A 16,551-nucleotide genomic window follows, 5' to 3' on the forward strand; every position below is an offset into this window, starting at 1 on the left:
TCTCACCTCTCTTGGTTGATATAGTCTTCAAGTACGTTTTGATATGTGTCGACATCTTGGGCGCCGGTAAACAGTTTCTCATTATTAAAGATAACCGCAGGCACGGCCTGAATGCCCATATTCCGCCATTTTGTTTGTTGCTCGGTTACTTCCCGGCTATAGGCCCGACGGGTCAAAATATCTTTCGCTTCGTCGGAGTTCAGACCCAGCTTTGCGACCAACCGGAGCAACCGCTCATACGAGAAGTCACCTCTGTTGCTGAAAAACTCTTCAAACATGGCCTCCGCCAGCCTGGTTTGAAGGCCCGAATCTTTGGCCCAAAACAGCAGGCGATGACAATCATGGGTGTTGAGCATTTTCATTTCATCGAAATAGTTGAACTCAAAGCCCACCTCTTTGCCGAGTTCTGCCAGCATTTTTCTTGCCCGGATGCTTTGTTCAAGCGTGGTGCCGTACTTTTTGGCCAGGTGCTTACGCAAATTCTCTCCTTGTGGCGCCATGGTCGGGTTCAACTCAAACGGATGCCAGGAGATTTTGACCGCAAGCGTACCCTTCACCCTGTTCAGTGCCTGGCGCAAACGGTAGAAACCAATTGCGCACCAAGGGCACACCGGGTCGGAAATAATATCGATCTTGAGTGGTTTGATTGGATCCATATCATTTTCGCTCAACGATAATGGCCGTGATAGTGGTTTCACCGAGGTTAAATACCTGGTGCTCCCATTGGTCGTGCCACATCGCATAACCATCTGGAATATCCAGCTCCAGCTGTGTATCGTCGGCGGTTTTTATCCGGGCTTTGCCGCCGCGCTCAAAATACACGGTTTCTGCATTGTGCTTGTGCCAAAGGTCGTGTTCACCGGGGCGTAAGGTCATACGTAAAACCAGTACCTGGTCGTTTTCCAGCAAGACTTCGTACTTATCCGGTGAGGCGATGTGCGCGTGTTCGGCTTCTTTGCTGAAGGCGTACGATGAGCACAGTAACGTGCTCACCAGGCCCAGCATGACAAGTTTTCCTGTGCTCATGATCTTTCTCCTTATAGATGCATACCGCGAATAGGGTAGTTATTGCCCGGATCGCGGATCCAGCTCAGACCGCTTACCAAGGCCGAGAGTTCGGGCCTGACAAAGGGGTTGTTTGAAATATCCATCACCTGAATCTTGCCTTCGGCATTTACAACAAACAGCGCTGGCTCGGCAAAAGGGTGATCCGTTTCCTGTGGGGAGCGGGGATCTGAAATATACACACCCAACTCTTCCATTTGTTCCAGAGTCAGGCCATAGGCTAGCGGGAAGGAGACATCCAGCTGGGCCAGGTGTTCTTGTAACTGCGCTTTGCTATCGCCGGATACGGCGATGACATCGACCCCGGTGTTAAGCAAATTTGCTTTAAACTGCTCCAGATTGTTAAGGTAACGTGTACAAAGAGGGCAGTGGCGGCCACGGTAAACGACCACCAGTTGCCAATCGGCGCCGTTTGCCGGTTTGCCAAGAGTGACCTTTTCGCCGTCTAAAAGCGTGGCGGACATGGTTGGAAACACACTGCCCGGATGTAGTTTGTTTGTGTAAGTTAATTCGCAGGACATAACGTCTCCTTAAAAGTGGCTGTTTAAGTGGTTTTCGAAGCGCGTAAAATCGCTGTCGACGTCAGCATTCTTCATTACGTCGAAACAGGCAAATGTCGGCATCGGTGTCATACCGAAGAACTTAAAGTTCATATGCATGGGGAAAAGCAGGTCGTCGATACTTTTGCCATCGAAGAACTCGTTTGCATCATCAAACGATTCGGCCGGGGCATTGAAGGTCAGCGACATCATGTATTTGGTGTCAGTCAAGGTGCCGCCTTTGCCGTAGTTGGCCTTGGGGTTATCTTCGTGGCGACCATCGCCGTTACACAGGGCGCCGCCCATGCCCGCGGTATAAATTTCATCCATATATTTCTTGAACGACCAGGGCACACCCATCCAGTTAATCGGCGTTTGCAGCAGCACTACATCTGCCCATTGGTGATTTTCCAGCTCTTTTTCAACGTCGAAGTCCTGCTCCATGGTGACGACACGGGTTTGATAACCTTTGCCTTCCAGATGGGTAATGGCTTTATCCACCAGGGCAGCGTTTAGCTTGCCCTCAGAAAACGGGTAGTACTGGTGCGCGTTAATAATTAAGACGTTTTTCATAAGTATCACTCCACGAGTTGAATTTGATTAAGGTGTGCATTTCAAAACTGTTGGTTTATAATAGTTACCTAGAAATAAGTTTCAATTAGTATACTTTTGGTAACCACCCTGCCGATGGAGAGATTGTTTTGGAAAGTGTCGTAAAAACAGATAGTAAAGGTCGAAAAAAAGTTTTAAATGCGTGTTTGGAGCCTTGCGCCATTGAAAAAGGTATGCGGTTGATCGGTGGCAAGTGGACCGGCTCTATTATCTATCACCTAAAAGATGAACCTGTACGATTCAATGACTTAACCCGGATGTTAGGCGGCGCCAGCAAGAAAATAATCGACCAGCGCCTTAAAGAATTGGAAGCGCAGGGTATGGTGTTACGTAAGGTGATTAATGCCCGGCCGATAGCGGTAACCTACGAATTGACCGAGTTCGGCCGTTCTGCACTGCACATATTAGATGAATTGCGCATCTGGTCTGAATCAAACGATATATAGGTTTAAGCAGGTCAACAAACTTTCCATGGGGGCGAGGATAGCTATATAGTATTTCCGGCAAGTTTTACATTGTGCCATCCACATAATATTAGATGAAATAGCCCTGCCTCAACGAGTAATAACATTGCAACTCGTTGAGGCTTACCAGCAGCGTCATGCAAAGAAAGTTTGTCACCTTATGGAAAGGAATAGCGCACTATGCGTTTGAGCACGGAGAAATACTGGCGAAAGAAACCCCCTGTATTGTAATGGATACCATGCTCTTTAAAGATGGATTGTACCTTTGGCGCGATTTCTCGGTAGCGTTTTGCCGGAATATCTGGAAACAGGTGGTGCTCAATCTGAAAGCTTAAATGCCCGGTCAGAATGTGAAACAGGTTTCCGCCTTTAATGTTGGACGAGCCTAATGCCTGCCGATAATACCACTGACCCTGTGATTCATTTTTGCATGTTTCTTCCTTAAAGGTCTCCACTTTACCGGTGAAGTGACCACAGAAAATGATCGTCGACGTCCATAAGTTACGCAGCAAGTTCGCGGCTAAGTTGCCGGTTAACACCCACAAGAATAATGGGCCGGCAAGCAGGGGGAACAAAACATAGTCTTTTACCAGCTGACGCGCACCTTTGCTAAAAAAGCGCCTTTTTAACTCACTATGGAGCACTTTGTAGTCACGGTTGTCTTTCTTTTTTCAGAAGAACACCCGCTCGGCGGCCATTTCATGGTATGACACCCCCCATTGAAACAGCATGCTTAACACCAAATAGGTAGCGAATTGCCACAGATTTTTCACTCTCCAGCGAAAGTCATTTGATAAACGTAGTAAACCATAACCAAAGTCGCGATCTTTACCGATAATATTGGTGAAAGTGTGGTGCTCGTAGTTGTGCACCCGGTTCCAGCTTGCCCCGTCACAAGCGATATCCCACTCATACGATTTTGAGTTGATATGTTTGTCATTCATCCAATCGTATTGACCGTGCATCACATTATGGCCAATTTCCATGTTATCCAGGATTTTGCCAATGGCGAGACAGAGCACGCCCGCAACCCAAAGCACAGGTAGAATAAAGCCAAGCATCAATAAAATGCGTCCGCTCCATTCAAACAAGCGCTGAGCTAAAATCACGCCGCGAATGTAACTGGCATCTTCTTGGCCAAGTTTGGCCTTTATATCGGCTTTTACAGCATCTAACTGGCAGGCCAGCTTGTCGAAATCGGTCGATTGAGAGAGATTCATTTAACTAACTCCACGTCGCTTACTACCTGCGACACACATAATTGAATTAACTGCTCTGTATTGTCAGAGAGCTCACCGGTTCGAGTGTCACGCACCACACCTCGTTTTTTTACACATTTGCATTGATGACAAATGCCCATGCCGCAGCCCGCGTTGACCTCTTGTTGTTTTGCTTTTAAGTGGGCAAGAAGCGTGTGTTGATTATCAATCATAAACTGCTTGCCATTGTAGGTAACGGTAAACTCCGCTCTTTCCGTACTCAAATCAACCCTAGGTGTAGCTGAAAAATGCTCGCTTGCAAGAGGCGTGTTTGTCTGTTCTGCTAGCTGCGCCACTTGTTTGTGTAACCCCTCTGGCCCACACACCAACCACTTTTTGCCTGTATATGGGGATAGTGCTTTAACCGCATCGCCATCTTTATCTCGTTCAAGCAAACGGTACTCAAAGCCCGGGAGTGATACCTGCAATTGCGCAAGCTCAGTATTAAGCCAATGGGCATTCTTTTTTGCGTAGTAAAGCAAGGTAATGGGTCTGGTATCACCTTTAGGAATAGAGTGAAGCATGGCTATAAACGGTGTGATACCTGAGCCTCCCGCCAGCATCACCACAGGTTGCTCGGTACGGGGAAGCAAAAACGTCCCTTGTGGCTTTGAGATGTTTACCCACTCTCCTCGGGTTAATTTCGACAAGTGAGCAGTTAACGCACCTTTATCTTGGGTGCGTATCAACAAACGTAGCGTGTTTTGCGCTTCCAGTTGTTCGGCGCTAGAGGCAATGGTAAATACCCGAGTTACTAAACGTCCGTTTATGTTTAGCGTTAAGGCTAAATGTTGGCCGCTTTTGTGTGTCGGCCACCCTTTTTCCGGCACCAGTAAAAGTTCTACACTTTGCTTGGTAAATACCCTCACACTTTCTATTCGAGCGCGATAGTACCCATCACGCCATGCCGGGAGCATGCATTGCACTAATGGCTCCCAATAACCAGCCCACGACTGGTGGTGCAGAAAATTCTTTGACAATGTGTTTAAAAATGATTTCACGACAAATATTTTGGCGTACACGTGTAAGCTCAAATGTGTAAATTGCAAGTGCATTTTGAGTAAAGACTCTAAAGCGGTTGGTGGATTTCTAATTCCATTGAAGCCCTGTGGGAGGGGGTCACTCTGCTTATAGGTTTTCCAGACGTGTCCCATGTCTGAAAAAATTATGTATGACATGGGCTTACTTTCAATCGAGTCGATTTAAACCAATTATATTTGTGCTTTATACAACAATTGTTTGTTTAAAATTTTATCCCTTGCTTTGTATGCTGGTGACATTAAAGTTCGCCTGTTTACCCTGGCAATTGATTGATATTGGTAAGGCACTGAGGAGTGTAGATTTTTGTTATGAGATATTTTATTTCTGTATTTGTCGTATTTTTATCTTTTAACTTATTCGCTAACGATAATGCCAGGTTGGGAATTGGTGCCGGGGTATGGGGAGTTTTTGATGACGCCGACGTGCATGCAGTTCATATAGATTACGAGCTGCCTAAACTGAAAGGGTTTTATGGTTTGCAGCCGATCTTTTCTGTTTTCAAAGCAGAGCAAGGATACAATTACTACGGCTCTGGATTTACCATGACGTTTCAGTTAGATAGCGAGCTATACTGGGGTGTAGGTAGTCAGTTGGGAATTGTAGATAGGCCAAGAGGTTTGGGCCATAAAGTCGAGTTCTATTCGCGAATATTCCTAGAGAACAAAATTTCAAATGACTGGTTAATCCGGTTTGAACTCGGGCATATTTCAAATGCGGGTTTAGGGGACCTTAACCCAGGTTCAGAGTCATTTGTTATTTCTATTGTTAAACCACTATAGTACATGGCTAGCCCAATCAACATCACGATACATCTTTAGCTTATCGATTATCCAAAGGTGTACTCTACTTTGGCAGGCTCCAGAGAACTGGACAAGAATGACTTCAAAAAGTGGGGGCATAGTTTCGAGCTTAACCACTTTAAGTTTGTCGTCAGGAAAGATGAAAGTAGGTAAAAAGGATATTAAATCAGTCTGTTATAATAAGTCGGACTCTGATGAGAAACTCGAAGCTGACATAACAATAGTGCGATTATATCCTCGCTCAAAAAAGATCCTTGGTCGTGAGAACCATGTAAATTGTTTCTTTGTAAAAACAAGCAGTCGCTGTTTTGAGGTGAGCTCGAGAGTGCAAGTTTGCTCCAGCAGTTTTGAATTAGAGCTGACCATACACACCAGTTGTTTTTTGTAGGGAGTCTTGGAGAGAAGGTTATCAGGAGTAAACTCTGGAAAAGTATGAATATGTCTAATCCTTTAAAAAAAATCCAATCCGTTGAACGGGCTTTTGCCTTACTTGAAGCATTAACAGTAATGGGAGGCCAAGCAAAGCTTGGTGAGCTTGTTCGCCATTGTGAGCTGAATAAAACCACTGCACACGGGTTACTTAATACGCTAGTTGCCCTTGGCTATGTGCAGCGTCAGGACAAGTTTTATATTCTGGGTAGTCGGTTAGGTAACCTTGCGAAACCAGTGATCGCGCATCATCAGTCGATAAGCGCTCATTACAAGACGTTACTGAATTATGCAGCCAGCCAATCACAAGAGACTAGCTATCTGGCTATGCTCGCCGGTGAGCAAGACTATGTCTATGTCGAAGCTATCCGGGGCGGTGATAGTCTGCGATTGGCGAATCCCAGAGGGAGACGGGAAAAACTTGAAACTTCGGCTATCGGCAAAGTGTTTTTAGCTTTTACTCCAGAGCTAGTACGCCAACTACGCAAAGCTGATAAGGTGAGCAGCGCATTATCGAGCGAGTTGTCAGTAATTTATCACCAAGGCTATGCACTTGATTTAGAGCAGGCCGAAATTGGCTTGAATTGCCTCGCGCTTCCCTTGTATGACAATGGGTCGGTTACTGCTGCTTTGGGAATAGCAGGCCCTGCAGCACGGCTCACTGAACATCGCCTACATTCCCTGGCCAAACAATTACAACGGGTTCATTTCGTCCCATAACAGTAAACTGTTCGACATTATCAAACCTGGCGTTCTATTCGCTTCACATGGTTTTGTTTGCCGACAACTGCCCTTACGCTACCGTCCATCACTTTTAGGAGGTAGTTCTAGTAATGCAATTAGCAAAAGCAAAACAGCTAGTTAGTAAAGCCCAGCAAGCAGCAACACGTGACGGGTTTAATATCAGTGTTGCAGTAGTCGATACTGCGGGCCTTCTGGTATTCTTTTCGCGCATGGATAATACGGCACTGGGCACAATTGACGTTGCCATAAAAAAAGCGCGTACAGCGGCTTTATTTCATGCCGACTCAAAAGACTTGGGAGAGATGGCTCGTGCCGGTTCAGAGCTCTATACACTTGAGTTAACCAATGACGGCATGATCAGCTTTGGTGGCGGCTTGGTTATTCGAGACAAAGAAGGCCAAGTTATTGGCGGGCTAGGTGTGGCTGGCGCTACTTTGCATGCCGACGAAAAGCTGGCTCAGGAGGCGCTTTATGGCTAACCAGGTTCGTCTGCACCCGAGTATTTATGTGTTATCGCTAACGGCATTTGCTATTGGCGTCGCTGAATTTATTGTGGTGGGCGTGCTAAACAGTATTGCGAGTGACTTTGATATTTCGCTGGACAAAGCAGGGTCGCTCGTGGGTTTATATGCTCTGGCGCTTGCCATCGGTACACCTGTTGTCACTCTTTTGCTAGCCCGGTTTAATAAAAAATCGGTGCTGCTGGCACTTATTGCCATATTTTCCCTTGGCAATTTGATATCTGCCATTGCAACAAGCTATGAATTGTTGTTAATCGGCCGGCTCCTAACCGCTGTAGCGCACGGCAGCTATTTTGCCATTGGCGCAACCGTTGCGGCGACTCTTGCAGGAAAAGGACACGAATCACGAGCTATAGCCCTGATGTTCGCAGGTTTAACACTAGCAATGGTGATAGGAGTGCCCTTGGGAAGCTTTATCGGCAACTTCGCTGGGTGGCAGTGGCCCTTTGTGGTGGTATTTGTAATAGCCGCTATTTCTTTGGTTGCCACTGCGGCTATGTTACCAAAACCAGATATTTTGCCCCCTGCCAGCTTAAGCAAGCAGCTGTCTGCCTTGAAGAACCCTAATATACTAGCCATGATGGGGGTGACCTCTTTAGGTTTCGGTGCCACCTTTACCGCCTTTACCTACATTACGCCCATCATGACACAAATTAGCGATTTCACCGAACAAACGGCCAGCATGCTTTTATTAATATTTGGCGCTGCTACGTTTATTGGAAACCTGGCAGGCGGTAACGCTGCGGCCCGCTTTGGTTGGCATAAAACCCTGCTAGGTGTTTTTATCGCCCTGGCATTAGCTCTGTCATTCTTGCTATTTGCTATGCACCAACAATGGCTAATGGTCGCGACTTTGTTTATTTGGGGAATGTTAGCCTTTGCAATCTCACCATCGCTGCAAGCAGGCATGCTAAGTATCGCCGAAACGTACACGCCAAAAGCTGTAGGTTTCACCTCAGCGCTCAATATTTCGGCTTTTAATCTCGGTATTGCACTGGGTGAATCAGCAGGCGGGCGATTGGTGTCTATTGGTGAAATAGCGCTCACACCGGCAGCAGGTGTTGTGATGGTCATGCTAGCCATTGTCCCATTGTACTATTTAACCGTGACTAACAGGAAAACAACATGATTACTTTATTAGTAGGGCTAACTATACATGAAAGCTGTATTACTGACTTTGAACAGGCCGTTAAGGTACTGGTCAGTGAAAGCCGAAAAGAAGCCGGTGCACTTCGCTATGAACTAGCCTGCACATCGTCCAATCGCTATTACATTGTCGAGCAATGGGCCAGCCAACAGGCGCTTGATGACCATGAAAGCACGGCTCACTTTATTCGTTTTTGTGAACTGGCAGCTGACTGGATTGCCCACCGCGAGGTGTTCGAAGGTACAGAAAAAGTGAACTAGCGTATCAGGCTTATCAAAATCGTAAGTTAAGTTCGATACGGCCGCTCGAAGATTTCCAGTTTTTTGCATAAAGAATGCTGTGACATTGGAATGAATCGAGCGGGCTAGGCTAAAAGCAGCTTATCGAACCAGATAAATGGATCACCGCCTCGAGGAGCAGCTATCAGGGTAGCCTGCTATTTAGCAACCTCTATTACCATGTATCCTTATCCGAGATCTCTTTGCGTTCGATGAGGGCCAACAATAAAATATCTATAAGGACCATAAATTTGGGCATAGGAAAGCCTAAATTGAATACGCTTTTATAACACCTCTTCACCCCAAAAACGCACAATGCGAGCTTTTCTTTAAGCGACAAAGCGGGCAAAAGAAAAAGCTACCAGGAGGAGAAAACATAATCAAAGTGTATTGTTGGACGCTCAACTTCAAAGACACAATCGGTAATTGATGCATTCGCCAGTGGTACACGTACCGCATGACCGTTCAACTTGCCTTTTAATTCAGGGAAAATATGGGTGATCGCTGTTGCAGAGCCTGTGGTAGTTGGAATAAGGCTCATGCCACAGGCACGTGCTCTGCGTAAATCTTTGTGTGGTGCATCTAAAATGGTTTGAGTATTGGTAATATCGTGGATAGTCGTCATCGAACCATGTTTAATGCCGATTTTATCCTGTAACACTTTCACCACGGGGGCTAAACAGTTTGTGGTGCAAGACGCTGCCGTCACTATGTCATGTTGATCACCATCATACAGGTGGTCGTTAACACCCAAGACTACATTGAGCACACCTTCTTCTTTTACGGGCGCAGTGACAACCACTTTCTTAACACCTTGCTCTAAGTAGGCTTGCAGTAATTCGGTTTTCTTCATTTTACCTGAGGCTTCAATGACTAAATCACATTCAGACCAATCGGTATCATTAATCGCTTTGTTTTGCGTTCCACGAATGGCTTGCCCGTCAACAATTACATTATTGTCATCATGAGAAACATCATGTGACCAAGTGCCATGCACGGAATCGTACTTTAATAAATGTGCCAATGTTTCTGCATTGCCAGCAGGGTCGTTGATTTGTACAAACTCAATATCTTGCCAGCCAAAAGCTGCTCTAAGCGTTAAGCGACCTATGCGGCCAAAGCCATTAATACCAATTTCCGGCAACTTTCGTTGCTCTATTAACCGCATTTAAAACCCGCAACTGATTAATATCCAACAGAGTAAAACCACTCATATTTGTATCCTTTACAATATTTGCTTGTTTCTAATTGTGCTCCTGTGTTTGTAAGCTTGCTACATCAAAACTAAGTCGATGCTGATTAACGATTTAATTGCAAAGCGATATCTAATATCGATATGCGAGGACACACAGATGATAAACCTTTTACATTCTTTCGACCCAAGTAGTGGTGACTCCCTGGGACAAGTACCGGTCAGCGATCAGGCACAGATTTCCGATGTCGTTATAAAAGCAAAAGATGCGGCCAACTCATGGGCTAAGTTGACACATAAAGAGCGACTTAACATGTTGAACTCGGCATTTTCTCATTGTGAGCCTCATGTTGATGCTCTGGCAAAGCTATTAAGCCAAGAAATGGGTAAGGACTTGCGCCGGGCAACCTCAGAAGTACAAGGTTGCCTGTTCGGAGGTCCGTATATTGCCGTAGAAGCGATGAGTGCACTTCAAAGCGAGCTGCTGCATAAGGGGAGTCGGCTTGAATATCGGCCGTTCGGCGTAACAGCTGTTATTTCGCCGTGGAATTACCCCTTAATGATGGCTTGCAACCTGATTGTTCCTGCGCTCATTGCCGGTAATACGGTCGTGTTGAAGCCATCAGAGGAGACCCCTTTGATTGCCGAGAAATGGGTTTCGCTGATGAATGAAGTGCTTCCAGAACATGTACTGCAGATTGTGCATGGGGGTAAAGACACCGGACAGGCTTTGGTTGAAAGCGACGTTAATATGGTGGCATTTACCGGTTCAATGGCGGCAGGCAAAGACATTATGAGGCGCGCGGCAGGTGGTGTTAAAAGACTGGTAATGGAGCTTGGGGGGAACGACCCCATGATAGTGCTAGATGATGCAAACATTGAAACGGCGGCTCATTTCGCCGTAGCCAGTTCCTTGGAAAATACCGGGCAGATGTGTACATCTACCGAGCGGATTCTGGTTGATGAAAAAATCGCCGAGCGCTTTGAGCGTCGTGTCGTTGAATTGGCGTCCAGATACAGAGCCGGGGCCTGGCATGAGCCGAATATAAACATGGGGCCGATTATCAACGCAAGGCAACACGAGAAAATCGTCAAACAAATCGATAATGCCCTCAGTAACGGCGCACGCTTGTTACTGGGTGAAGAGCAACACACCTTGCCTTATATCAAGCCAGTTGTTTTAACCGGGATTACGCCACAAATGGATATGTGGAGCGAGGAAACATTCGGGCCAGTTATTGCGATTACACACTTTGATTCGCTGGATGAAGCTGTGCGCCTTGCCAATGATTCAGAGTACGGTCTAGGTGCTGCGGTATTTGGCCAGCTGCATGCCCAGACGGTAGCCGATCAACTCGAAGCAGGCATGGTTGGTGTAAACCAAGGGCCGGGGGCCAGCGGTGACGCACCCTGGGTTGGAGCAAAGCAAAGTGGCTTCGGTTTTCATGGTTCAGCAGCTGGACATCGCCAGTTTGCTCAGGTACGCGTAATGAGTACTCGCTAGGAATAATTATGTCTGATAATACAAATGACTTCTTTATTGTCGCCAAAGAACCGGGAGCGGAGCATCCAGCTCTACCTACCTGGGCAAATAACGTGGCCAATCCGGCAAAGTTAGCATCAGCGGAAGAATTGGATGTTGAAAAGCGATTACTGACAGAGATCCCCGGGGCATTTCAGTTATTAAACGTTTTTTCAGAAGATGAATGTATCCGTTTGATTGACCTTGCCGAAGAATTGGCTTTTTTGCCCGACGCGGCTGTGTCATTGCCGAGGACTGTGCGCCATAACGACAGCATGACCTGGGTTGTAGATGATGAAACTGTTGACATTATTTGGCGACGTATCTCGGGCATTCTCGACACCAGCCTGCCTTATATGCAAGGGAAGCGACCCTTAGGTGTTAATGCCAGGTTCCGTTTTTATCGGTATAGCGTAGGAGATTATTTTAAGCCGCATTTAGACGGCGACTGGCCGGGGAGTCGCGTAATAAACGGTTCACTTGAAAGAGACGCATATCCTGATCGTTACAGCAGGATGACCTTTCTAATCTTACTTAACGAAGACTTCGAAGGCGGTGCCACTCAACTATTTGTTAATAAGGATAATCCTACTGCTCAGTTAAGAAACTTGTCGGATGCAACGGTGCACAATGTACGTACCCCAACGGGTGGCGTGCTGTGCTTCCCACACGGGCGCCACCCATTAAGTTACCTACACAGCGCAGAACAGATAATGAGCGGGGTTAAGTACATAATTCGTACAGATTTGCTGTTTGAAAACTAGCAACTAGCTCAGGCTAACAATTTATCAATGACTTTAGTAACACACCTTGCTTTTAAGCCCATAGCAGAATGCTTCATTGTTGCAACCTGTGTATTAATGCGTGTTTTTTTCAGTCAGAGTTTTGTGGCTCTTGGTTACTCTTAATGTATTGAAATGTAAAGGTAATTGTTTTTTGATTTCGATTTTTATCATGGAAACTAAATGAATTAAAGCAGGTTACCAAAAATAGACTGGTTGTTTTTTATACTCGCTTAGCTAGGGTTATCTAAATGAAAATATGTACAGAGTAGCCATATCCAGAAGTGACCATTACGAATAGGTACCTGGGTAATAGTGATGGCTAAACCACTACCGTGGGCACAGACACGTCAGGGTTGGTTTGGGTCAGACTTGAAAATTCAATGACACCTTTAGAGGTATTTACCTGCACTCATGACAAATAGTTAAAAAGTGCAGCATGTTAATAGCGCGTGGCGGATTAGAGAAATTCATGACAAACAGTTTAAGAGACATATTGGCACAGTGGTATGCAAACCGTGACAATGGTGAATGGGTTTTATGTACCCTTTATGAAATAACGGGTTCCAGTTATAGAAAACCAGGCGCCATGATGATGATCTCAGGACTAGGTCAACGTCTTGGCATGTTATCTGGTGGTTGCCTTGAAGCGGATATTCAGCGCCATGCTAAAAGAGTTATGGCCGATCAGCGCGCATTGACCCTCACCTATGATGCGACCGACGAAGAGGATTTAACATTCCAGCTAGGCATCGGCTGCGGCGGGGTTGTTCATATATTGCTCCAACCTGTCAGCAAAGAAAATGCCTATTTGGGCCTTAAAGAACTCTTTACTGCGCTTGAGACTCGTCAGCAAGGGCTCTACTACCAGTGCATAAATCCTGAGGATGGTGAAGCACAAGGTTATTTTGAGCTCGCTGAGGGGGCAAAACAATGGTCACTCAACCGCCGCACGCAGTTGCTTGAGCAGGGTGGGTGTCGTTGGCTACAAACCCATATAAACCCTGAGCCTCATTTGTTAATTGCAGGCGCTGGCGGTGATGCAGTTCCCGTTTATCAAATGGCAAAACAACTCGGTTGGAGCGTTAGTCTTTGGGACCCACGCCCAGCTAATGCACGGCGTGAATATTTCCAACATGCAGATTTTATTTTGCGCGATAGCGCCAAAAAACTAGCCGAATTTTGTCATACGCAACGTATTAGCTCCGTGATCTTGATGGCACACAGCGTAGAGCTCGACAGCCAAGTACTTAGAGCTTTGGCGCAAGTACCATTGAACTATTTAGGCATGTTGGGACCAGCGCACAGACGCGCAGAGGTATTTGCAGCAAGTGGTATCAAGAAAACCGATATCACGGCACCTGTCTTCGGCCCTGTAGGTTTAAATATTGGTGGGGAGACGCCCGAGAGCGTAGCCCTTTCTATGCTGAGTGAAATGCATGCGAGCTTGTGTGATAGAGACGGCCGCTCATTGAGTGAGTGGGGAATGAGCTAAGTGAAGATCACCAAAGTGTTATTAGCAGCCGGACAGTCTTCCCGGTTTGGACAGTGTAAGTTGACCCAGCAACTCGGTGATACGAGCATTGTTGAAAGAGCAGTGCAAATGCTGACCTCCGTCAATAGTGAGCCGACGTATGTAATTAGTGGCGCTTGGCACAATGAGGTGCATGGAGCACTTGAAGGTATTAGCAATGTAAAAGTGTTATGTAACCATCAATGGCAAAAAGGGCTAGGTAACAGTATTGCTTTCGCTGCTAAGGAGCTTGGTCGGACTGACCGTGCGCTTTTATTTGTACTTGCAGATCAGGTAGCGCTTACAAGTGATGCCTTGAAAGAACTGGTGTCCGGTTTTACGCGGCAACCAGCGCGTTGGTGCGCACGTTATAAGCAACGCTTAGGTGTACCTGCGATATTCCCACCCGAAGACAACGAATTACTCAGAACATTGAGTGGCGAGCACGGGGCCCAAAAATTACTCCGCGACACCAGCGCAAAAATTCATTTTGTAAGCATGCCGCACGCCGCCGTTGATGTAGACACAGCAGACGATCTTGTCAACGCACGACACCTATTTGCAGCAGACCGTCTTGAACCAGGTGGAGGGCAATGTGGCTAAAGAAATCGAATACTCACAAATGCTGCGCTTCAGTCGCCACATTATGTTGCCGGAGATCGAACTTGAGGGTCAGGAACGCCTACTTAATGCTCATGCTGTGGTCGTGGGGTTAGGCGGCCTAGGGTGCGCCGCTGCACAGTACCTGGCGGCCTCAGGTGTTGGTCGATTGACCTTAGTCGATGGTGATGTGGTTGAGGCTACTAATCTACAACGCCAAGTGCTGCATACTGAAGCCCGTCTTGGTCAAAGCAAAGCCCACAGCGCGAAAGTGGCCTTGGCAGCAATTAACAGCGACCTAGAAATTAAAGCGCTCGAAACCATGGCGGATGAGCAGTTGCTGGCAGACACTGCATCAAACGCCACTGTCGTACTTGATTGCACTGATAATTTAGCAACGCGCAACTTACTCAATCATTTTTGCTATCAGGAGCACATTCCGTTGGTGTGTGGTGCAGCCATTCGTTTTGAAGGGCAATTAAGCGTCTTCACCATGGAGGATGGCACACCCTGCTATGGCTGTTTAAGCCAACTATTTAAAGAGCCAGAGCTCAGCTGCTCAGAATCCGGAGTATTCTCGCCTTTGGTCGGCATCATAGGTGCCATGCAAGCCGGTGAAGCAATTAAAATTTGCACAGGCGCCGGCAAACTAAAACCCGGGCAACTGATGACAATCGACACCCTGAGCATGGAAACACATTCATTTACGCTGCCGAAACAACCGACATGTGCGGTGTGTGGCAACGGATAACACGTTAATAATCAGCATTGGTAATTTTTAAATGACAACGCAAACGACAGCACAATTAACCAGCCTTAATATTGCGATTCTTACAGTATCAGACACACGTGATGAAAGCACCGACAGATCAGGCAACTTCCTAAAAGAGCAGGTGATAGAAGAGGGTCACAACGTCGTAGAAAAGGTGATCCTCCCCGATGATAAATACGCGATCCGTGCTCAAGTAGCTCACTGGATAGCACAAGACAAGGTGGAGTCTGTGTTAATCACCGGTGGTACTGGGTTTGCTTCGCGTGATGTGACCCCTGAAGCAGTTACTCCACTATTTGATAAAGAAATTGTGGGTTTTGGCGAAGTATTCAGGCATATCTCTTACCTTGAAATTGGCAATTCCACCATTCAGTCGCGCGCGCTAGCTGGTGTGTCTAACAATACTGTCATTTTTTGTATGCCAGGCTCCACCGGAGCATGTAAGACAGCTTGGAGCAAGATTATTAAAGATCAACTCGATTCCCGCCATAAGCCTTGTAATTACGCATCGCTTATTAAGCGTCCACAAAGCAATTAGTCGAGGGTGCCATGGCTTTAACACACATAGATTCCCAAGGTCACGCCAACATGGTGGACGTAACTCAAAAACAAGCAACGACTCGACTCGCTCGTGCGGAGGGGGTTGTGCGCATGTCACAAAGTGCATTTGATGCAGTGATTAAACAACAAAATGCCAAGGGGGATGTACTCGCAACAGCCCGTATAGCAGGCATACAAGGTGCTAAACGTTGTGCTGACCTAATCCCACTTTGCCATCCGCTGGCCTTAACGAAAGTATCCGTATCGTTCGAGCTACTGCCCGAGACGCGTGAAATTCGCGTGCTCAGTGAATGTAAGCTTGCGGGGAAAACTGGCGTTGAAATGGAAGCCCTTACGGCGGTGAGTGTGGCCACTCTCACCTTGTTTGATATGTGTAAAGCGCAAGACCCTTTGATGGAAATCCACGGCATTCGAGTATTGGGTAAATCGGGTGGGAAATCTGGTGATTGGGAGCGTGAATGAGTACGCGAATATTGTTTTTTGCCCAGTTAAGAGAGCTGTTGGGGTGTAGCCAGGTAGAAGTTGCGATTGATGCACCTTTGAGTGTTGCAGAGCTTCGTTCAAAGTTGATTGAACAGCACCCTGAGTGGGAAGCGCATTTGCAAAACGGGCAGGTGCTACAGGCTGTCAATCAGATATTGGTAAACAATAAAGCCATAGTGCAACCGGGCGATGAAGTTGCTCTTTTCCCACCGGTGACGGGAGGTTGA

The 16,551-nt window shown here is 46.7% G+C and carries 19 protein-coding genes and 2 pseudogenes; 14 read left to right on the forward strand and 7 right to left on the reverse strand.

Annotated features, from left to right (window positions below; translation table 11 throughout):
- Positions 1-2: 2 nt before the first annotated feature.
- Genes AT705_RS19270 through AT705_RS19285 form a run of 4 tightly spaced genes read right to left on the reverse strand, consistent with a single transcriptional unit; the run spans position 3 to position 2,177 of the window.
- Positions 3-656: a DsbA family oxidoreductase gene (locus AT705_RS19270; protein ID WP_058797832.1), complete on the reverse strand. Its 654-nt coding sequence runs from the start codon at positions 654-656 to the stop codon at positions 3-5.
- A gap of 1 nt (position 657) precedes the next feature.
- Positions 658-1,026, reverse strand: a complete 369-nt coding sequence (locus tag AT705_RS19275) for a hypothetical protein (protein WP_058797833.1) — start codon at positions 1,024-1,026, stop codon at positions 658-660.
- An 11-nt stretch (positions 1,027-1,037) separates the two neighbouring features.
- Entirely contained in the window at positions 1,038-1,586 is a 549-nt protein-coding gene (locus AT705_RS19280) for a peroxiredoxin family protein (protein WP_058797834.1), read from the reverse strand.
- Between the two features lie 9 nt (positions 1,587-1,595).
- Complete coding sequence (locus AT705_RS19285; RefSeq protein WP_058797835.1) at positions 1,596-2,177, reverse strand: NAD(P)H-dependent oxidoreductase; 582 nt, start codon at positions 2,175-2,177, stop codon at positions 1,596-1,598.
- 128 nt (positions 2,178-2,305) lie between these two features.
- Between AT705_RS19285 and AT705_RS19290 the strand changes: the two genes are divergently transcribed.
- Positions 2,306-2,662: a winged helix-turn-helix transcriptional regulator gene (locus AT705_RS19290; protein WP_058797836.1), complete on the forward strand. Its 357-nt coding sequence runs from the start codon at positions 2,306-2,308 to the stop codon at positions 2,660-2,662.
- A gap of 176 nt (positions 2,663-2,838) precedes the next feature.
- On the opposite strand, the pseudogene AT705_RS19295 reads toward AT705_RS19290, so the two are convergent.
- Positions 2,839-3,900 (reverse strand): annotated as a pseudogene (locus AT705_RS19295) (fatty acid desaturase family protein).
- Positions 3,897-4,856 carry a flavin reductase family protein gene (locus tag AT705_RS19300; RefSeq protein ID WP_237113837.1) on the reverse strand — a complete coding sequence of 320 codons (960 nt, stop codon included), beginning with the start codon at positions 4,854-4,856 and terminating at the stop codon, positions 3,897-3,899. Before AT705_RS19300 ends, AT705_RS19295 begins: the two are co-directional and overlap by 4 nt.
- 432 nt (positions 4,857-5,288) lie before the next feature.
- On the opposite strand from AT705_RS19300, the gene AT705_RS19305 reads away from it, so the two are divergent.
- From AT705_RS19305 to AT705_RS19330, 5 genes are all read left to right on the forward strand, one after another.
- The gene (locus AT705_RS19305) at positions 5,289-5,759 is read left to right on the forward strand and encodes an acyloxyacyl hydrolase (RefSeq protein WP_058797837.1); all 471 of its coding nucleotides are present in this window, start codon (positions 5,289-5,291) and stop codon (positions 5,757-5,759) included.
- Positions 5,760-6,218: 459 nt separating this feature from the next.
- Entirely contained in the window at positions 6,219-6,929 is a 711-nt protein-coding gene (locus AT705_RS19315; RefSeq protein ID WP_058798058.1) for an IclR family transcriptional regulator, read from the forward strand.
- Positions 6,930-7,042: 113 nt separating this feature from the next.
- Positions 7,043-7,432: a GlcG/HbpS family heme-binding protein gene (locus AT705_RS19320; RefSeq protein ID WP_058797839.1), complete on the forward strand. Its 390-nt coding sequence runs from the start codon at positions 7,043-7,045 to the stop codon at positions 7,430-7,432.
- Positions 7,425-8,603 carry an MFS transporter gene (locus tag AT705_RS19325; protein ID WP_058797840.1) on the forward strand — a complete coding sequence of 393 codons (1,179 nt, stop codon included), beginning with the start codon at positions 7,425-7,427 and terminating at the stop codon, positions 8,601-8,603. The genes AT705_RS19320 and AT705_RS19325 overlap by 8 nt, the downstream gene beginning before the upstream one ends.
- Positions 8,600-8,881: a putative quinol monooxygenase gene (locus AT705_RS19330; protein WP_058797841.1), complete on the forward strand. Its 282-nt coding sequence runs from the start codon at positions 8,600-8,602 to the stop codon at positions 8,879-8,881. The genes AT705_RS19325 and AT705_RS19330 overlap by 4 nt, the downstream gene beginning before the upstream one ends.
- 409 nt (positions 8,882-9,290) lie before the next feature.
- Here AT705_RS19330 and AT705_RS19335 read toward each other — a convergent pair.
- Positions 9,291-10,067 (reverse strand): annotated as a pseudogene (locus AT705_RS19335) (glyceraldehyde 3-phosphate dehydrogenase NAD-binding domain-containing protein); the annotation flags it as partial.
- A 184-nt stretch (positions 10,068-10,251) separates the two neighbouring features.
- Here AT705_RS19335 and AT705_RS19340 point away from each other — a divergent pair.
- The 8 genes from AT705_RS19340 to moaD all read left to right on the forward strand — a co-directional run bounded on the left by AT705_RS19340 (position 10,252) and on the right by moaD (position 16,551).
- Positions 10,252-11,595: an aldehyde dehydrogenase family protein gene (locus AT705_RS19340; protein ID WP_058797842.1), complete on the forward strand. Its 1,344-nt coding sequence runs from the start codon at positions 10,252-10,254 to the stop codon at positions 11,593-11,595.
- Positions 11,596-11,603: 8 nt separating this feature from the next.
- The gene (locus AT705_RS19345) at positions 11,604-12,377 is read left to right on the forward strand and encodes an oxidoreductase (protein WP_058797843.1); all 774 of its coding nucleotides are present in this window, start codon (positions 11,604-11,606) and stop codon (positions 12,375-12,377) included.
- Positions 12,378-12,867: 490 nt separating this feature from the next.
- Positions 12,868-13,890, forward strand: coding sequence for an XdhC family protein (locus tag AT705_RS19350; RefSeq protein WP_058797844.1), 1,023 nt, complete (start codon positions 12,868-12,870; stop codon positions 13,888-13,890).
- Entirely contained in the window at positions 13,891-14,511 is a 621-nt protein-coding gene (locus tag AT705_RS19355) for a nucleotidyltransferase family protein (RefSeq protein WP_058797845.1), read from the forward strand. It abuts the gene before it with no gap.
- Between the two features lie 19 nt (positions 14,512-14,530).
- Positions 14,531-15,259 (forward strand): HesA/MoeB/ThiF family protein, encoded by a 729-nt coding sequence (locus tag AT705_RS19360; RefSeq protein WP_058798059.1) that lies wholly within the window; start codon positions 14,531-14,533, stop codon positions 15,257-15,259.
- Positions 15,260-15,290: 31 nt separating this feature from the next.
- A complete protein-coding gene (moaB, locus tag AT705_RS19365; protein WP_058797846.1) occupies positions 15,291-15,818 on the forward strand; it encodes a molybdenum cofactor biosynthesis protein B in 528 nt (175 codons plus the stop codon).
- An 11-nt stretch (positions 15,819-15,829) separates the two neighbouring features.
- Complete coding sequence (moaC, locus tag AT705_RS19370; RefSeq protein WP_058797847.1) at positions 15,830-16,303, forward strand: cyclic pyranopterin monophosphate synthase MoaC; 474 nt, start codon at positions 15,830-15,832, stop codon at positions 16,301-16,303.
- On the forward strand, positions 16,300-16,551 hold the full coding sequence (gene moaD / locus AT705_RS19375) for a molybdopterin converting factor subunit 1 (protein ID WP_058797848.1): 252 nt from the start codon (positions 16,300-16,302) through the stop codon (positions 16,549-16,551). Before moaC ends, moaD begins: the two co-directional genes overlap by 4 nt.

The sequence above is a fragment of the Pseudoalteromonas rubra genome (assembly GCF_001482385.1).
GTDB classification, from domain to species: domain Bacteria; phylum Pseudomonadota; class Gammaproteobacteria; order Enterobacterales; family Alteromonadaceae; genus Pseudoalteromonas; species Pseudoalteromonas ardens.

What these genes read in the sequence shown, in the direction of transcription:
- AT705_RS19315 (WP_058798058.1), top strand. Translation starts at nt 6,219, where the DNA reads ATGTCTAATCCTTTAAAAAAAATCCAATCCGTTGAACGGGCTTTTGCC.
- moaB (WP_058797846.1), top strand. Translation starts at nt 15,291, where the DNA reads ATGACAACGCAAACGACAGCACAATTAACCAGCCTTAATATTGCGATT.
- AT705_RS19285 (WP_058797835.1), bottom strand. Translation starts at nt 2,177, where the DNA reads ATGAAAAACGTCTTAATTATTAACGCGCACCAGTACTACCCGTTTTCT.
- AT705_RS19300 (WP_237113837.1), bottom strand. Translation starts at nt 4,856, where the DNA reads ATGCTCCCGGCATGGCGTGATGGGTACTATCGCGCTCGAATAGAAAGT.
- moaC (WP_058797847.1), top strand. Translation starts at nt 15,830, where the DNA reads ATGGCTTTAACACACATAGATTCCCAAGGTCACGCCAACATGGTGGAC.
- AT705_RS19325 (WP_058797840.1), top strand. Translation starts at nt 7,425, where the DNA reads ATGGCTAACCAGGTTCGTCTGCACCCGAGTATTTATGTGTTATCGCTA.
- AT705_RS19280 (WP_058797834.1), bottom strand. Translation starts at nt 1,586, where the DNA reads ATGTCCTGCGAATTAACTTACACAAACAAACTACATCCGGGCAGTGTG.
- AT705_RS19330 (WP_058797841.1), top strand. Translation starts at nt 8,600, where the DNA reads ATGATTACTTTATTAGTAGGGCTAACTATACATGAAAGCTGTATTACT.
- moaD (WP_058797848.1), top strand. Translation starts at nt 16,300, where the DNA reads ATGAGTACGCGAATATTGTTTTTTGCCCAGTTAAGAGAGCTGTTGGGG.
- AT705_RS19320 (WP_058797839.1), top strand. Translation starts at nt 7,043, where the DNA reads ATGCAATTAGCAAAAGCAAAACAGCTAGTTAGTAAAGCCCAGCAAGCA.
- AT705_RS19360 (WP_058798059.1), top strand. Translation starts at nt 14,531, where the DNA reads ATGCTGCGCTTCAGTCGCCACATTATGTTGCCGGAGATCGAACTTGAG.
- AT705_RS19350 (WP_058797844.1), top strand. Translation starts at nt 12,868, where the DNA reads ATGACAAACAGTTTAAGAGACATATTGGCACAGTGGTATGCAAACCGT.
- AT705_RS19345 (WP_058797843.1), top strand. Translation starts at nt 11,604, where the DNA reads ATGTCTGATAATACAAATGACTTCTTTATTGTCGCCAAAGAACCGGGA.
- AT705_RS19275 (WP_058797833.1), bottom strand. Translation starts at nt 1,026, where the DNA reads ATGAGCACAGGAAAACTTGTCATGCTGGGCCTGGTGAGCACGTTACTG.
- AT705_RS19270 (WP_058797832.1), bottom strand. Translation starts at nt 656, where the DNA reads ATGGATCCAATCAAACCACTCAAGATCGATATTATTTCCGACCCGGTG.
- AT705_RS19340 (WP_058797842.1), top strand. Translation starts at nt 10,252, where the DNA reads ATGATAAACCTTTTACATTCTTTCGACCCAAGTAGTGGTGACTCCCTG.
- AT705_RS19305 (WP_058797837.1), top strand. Translation starts at nt 5,289, where the DNA reads ATGAGATATTTTATTTCTGTATTTGTCGTATTTTTATCTTTTAACTTA.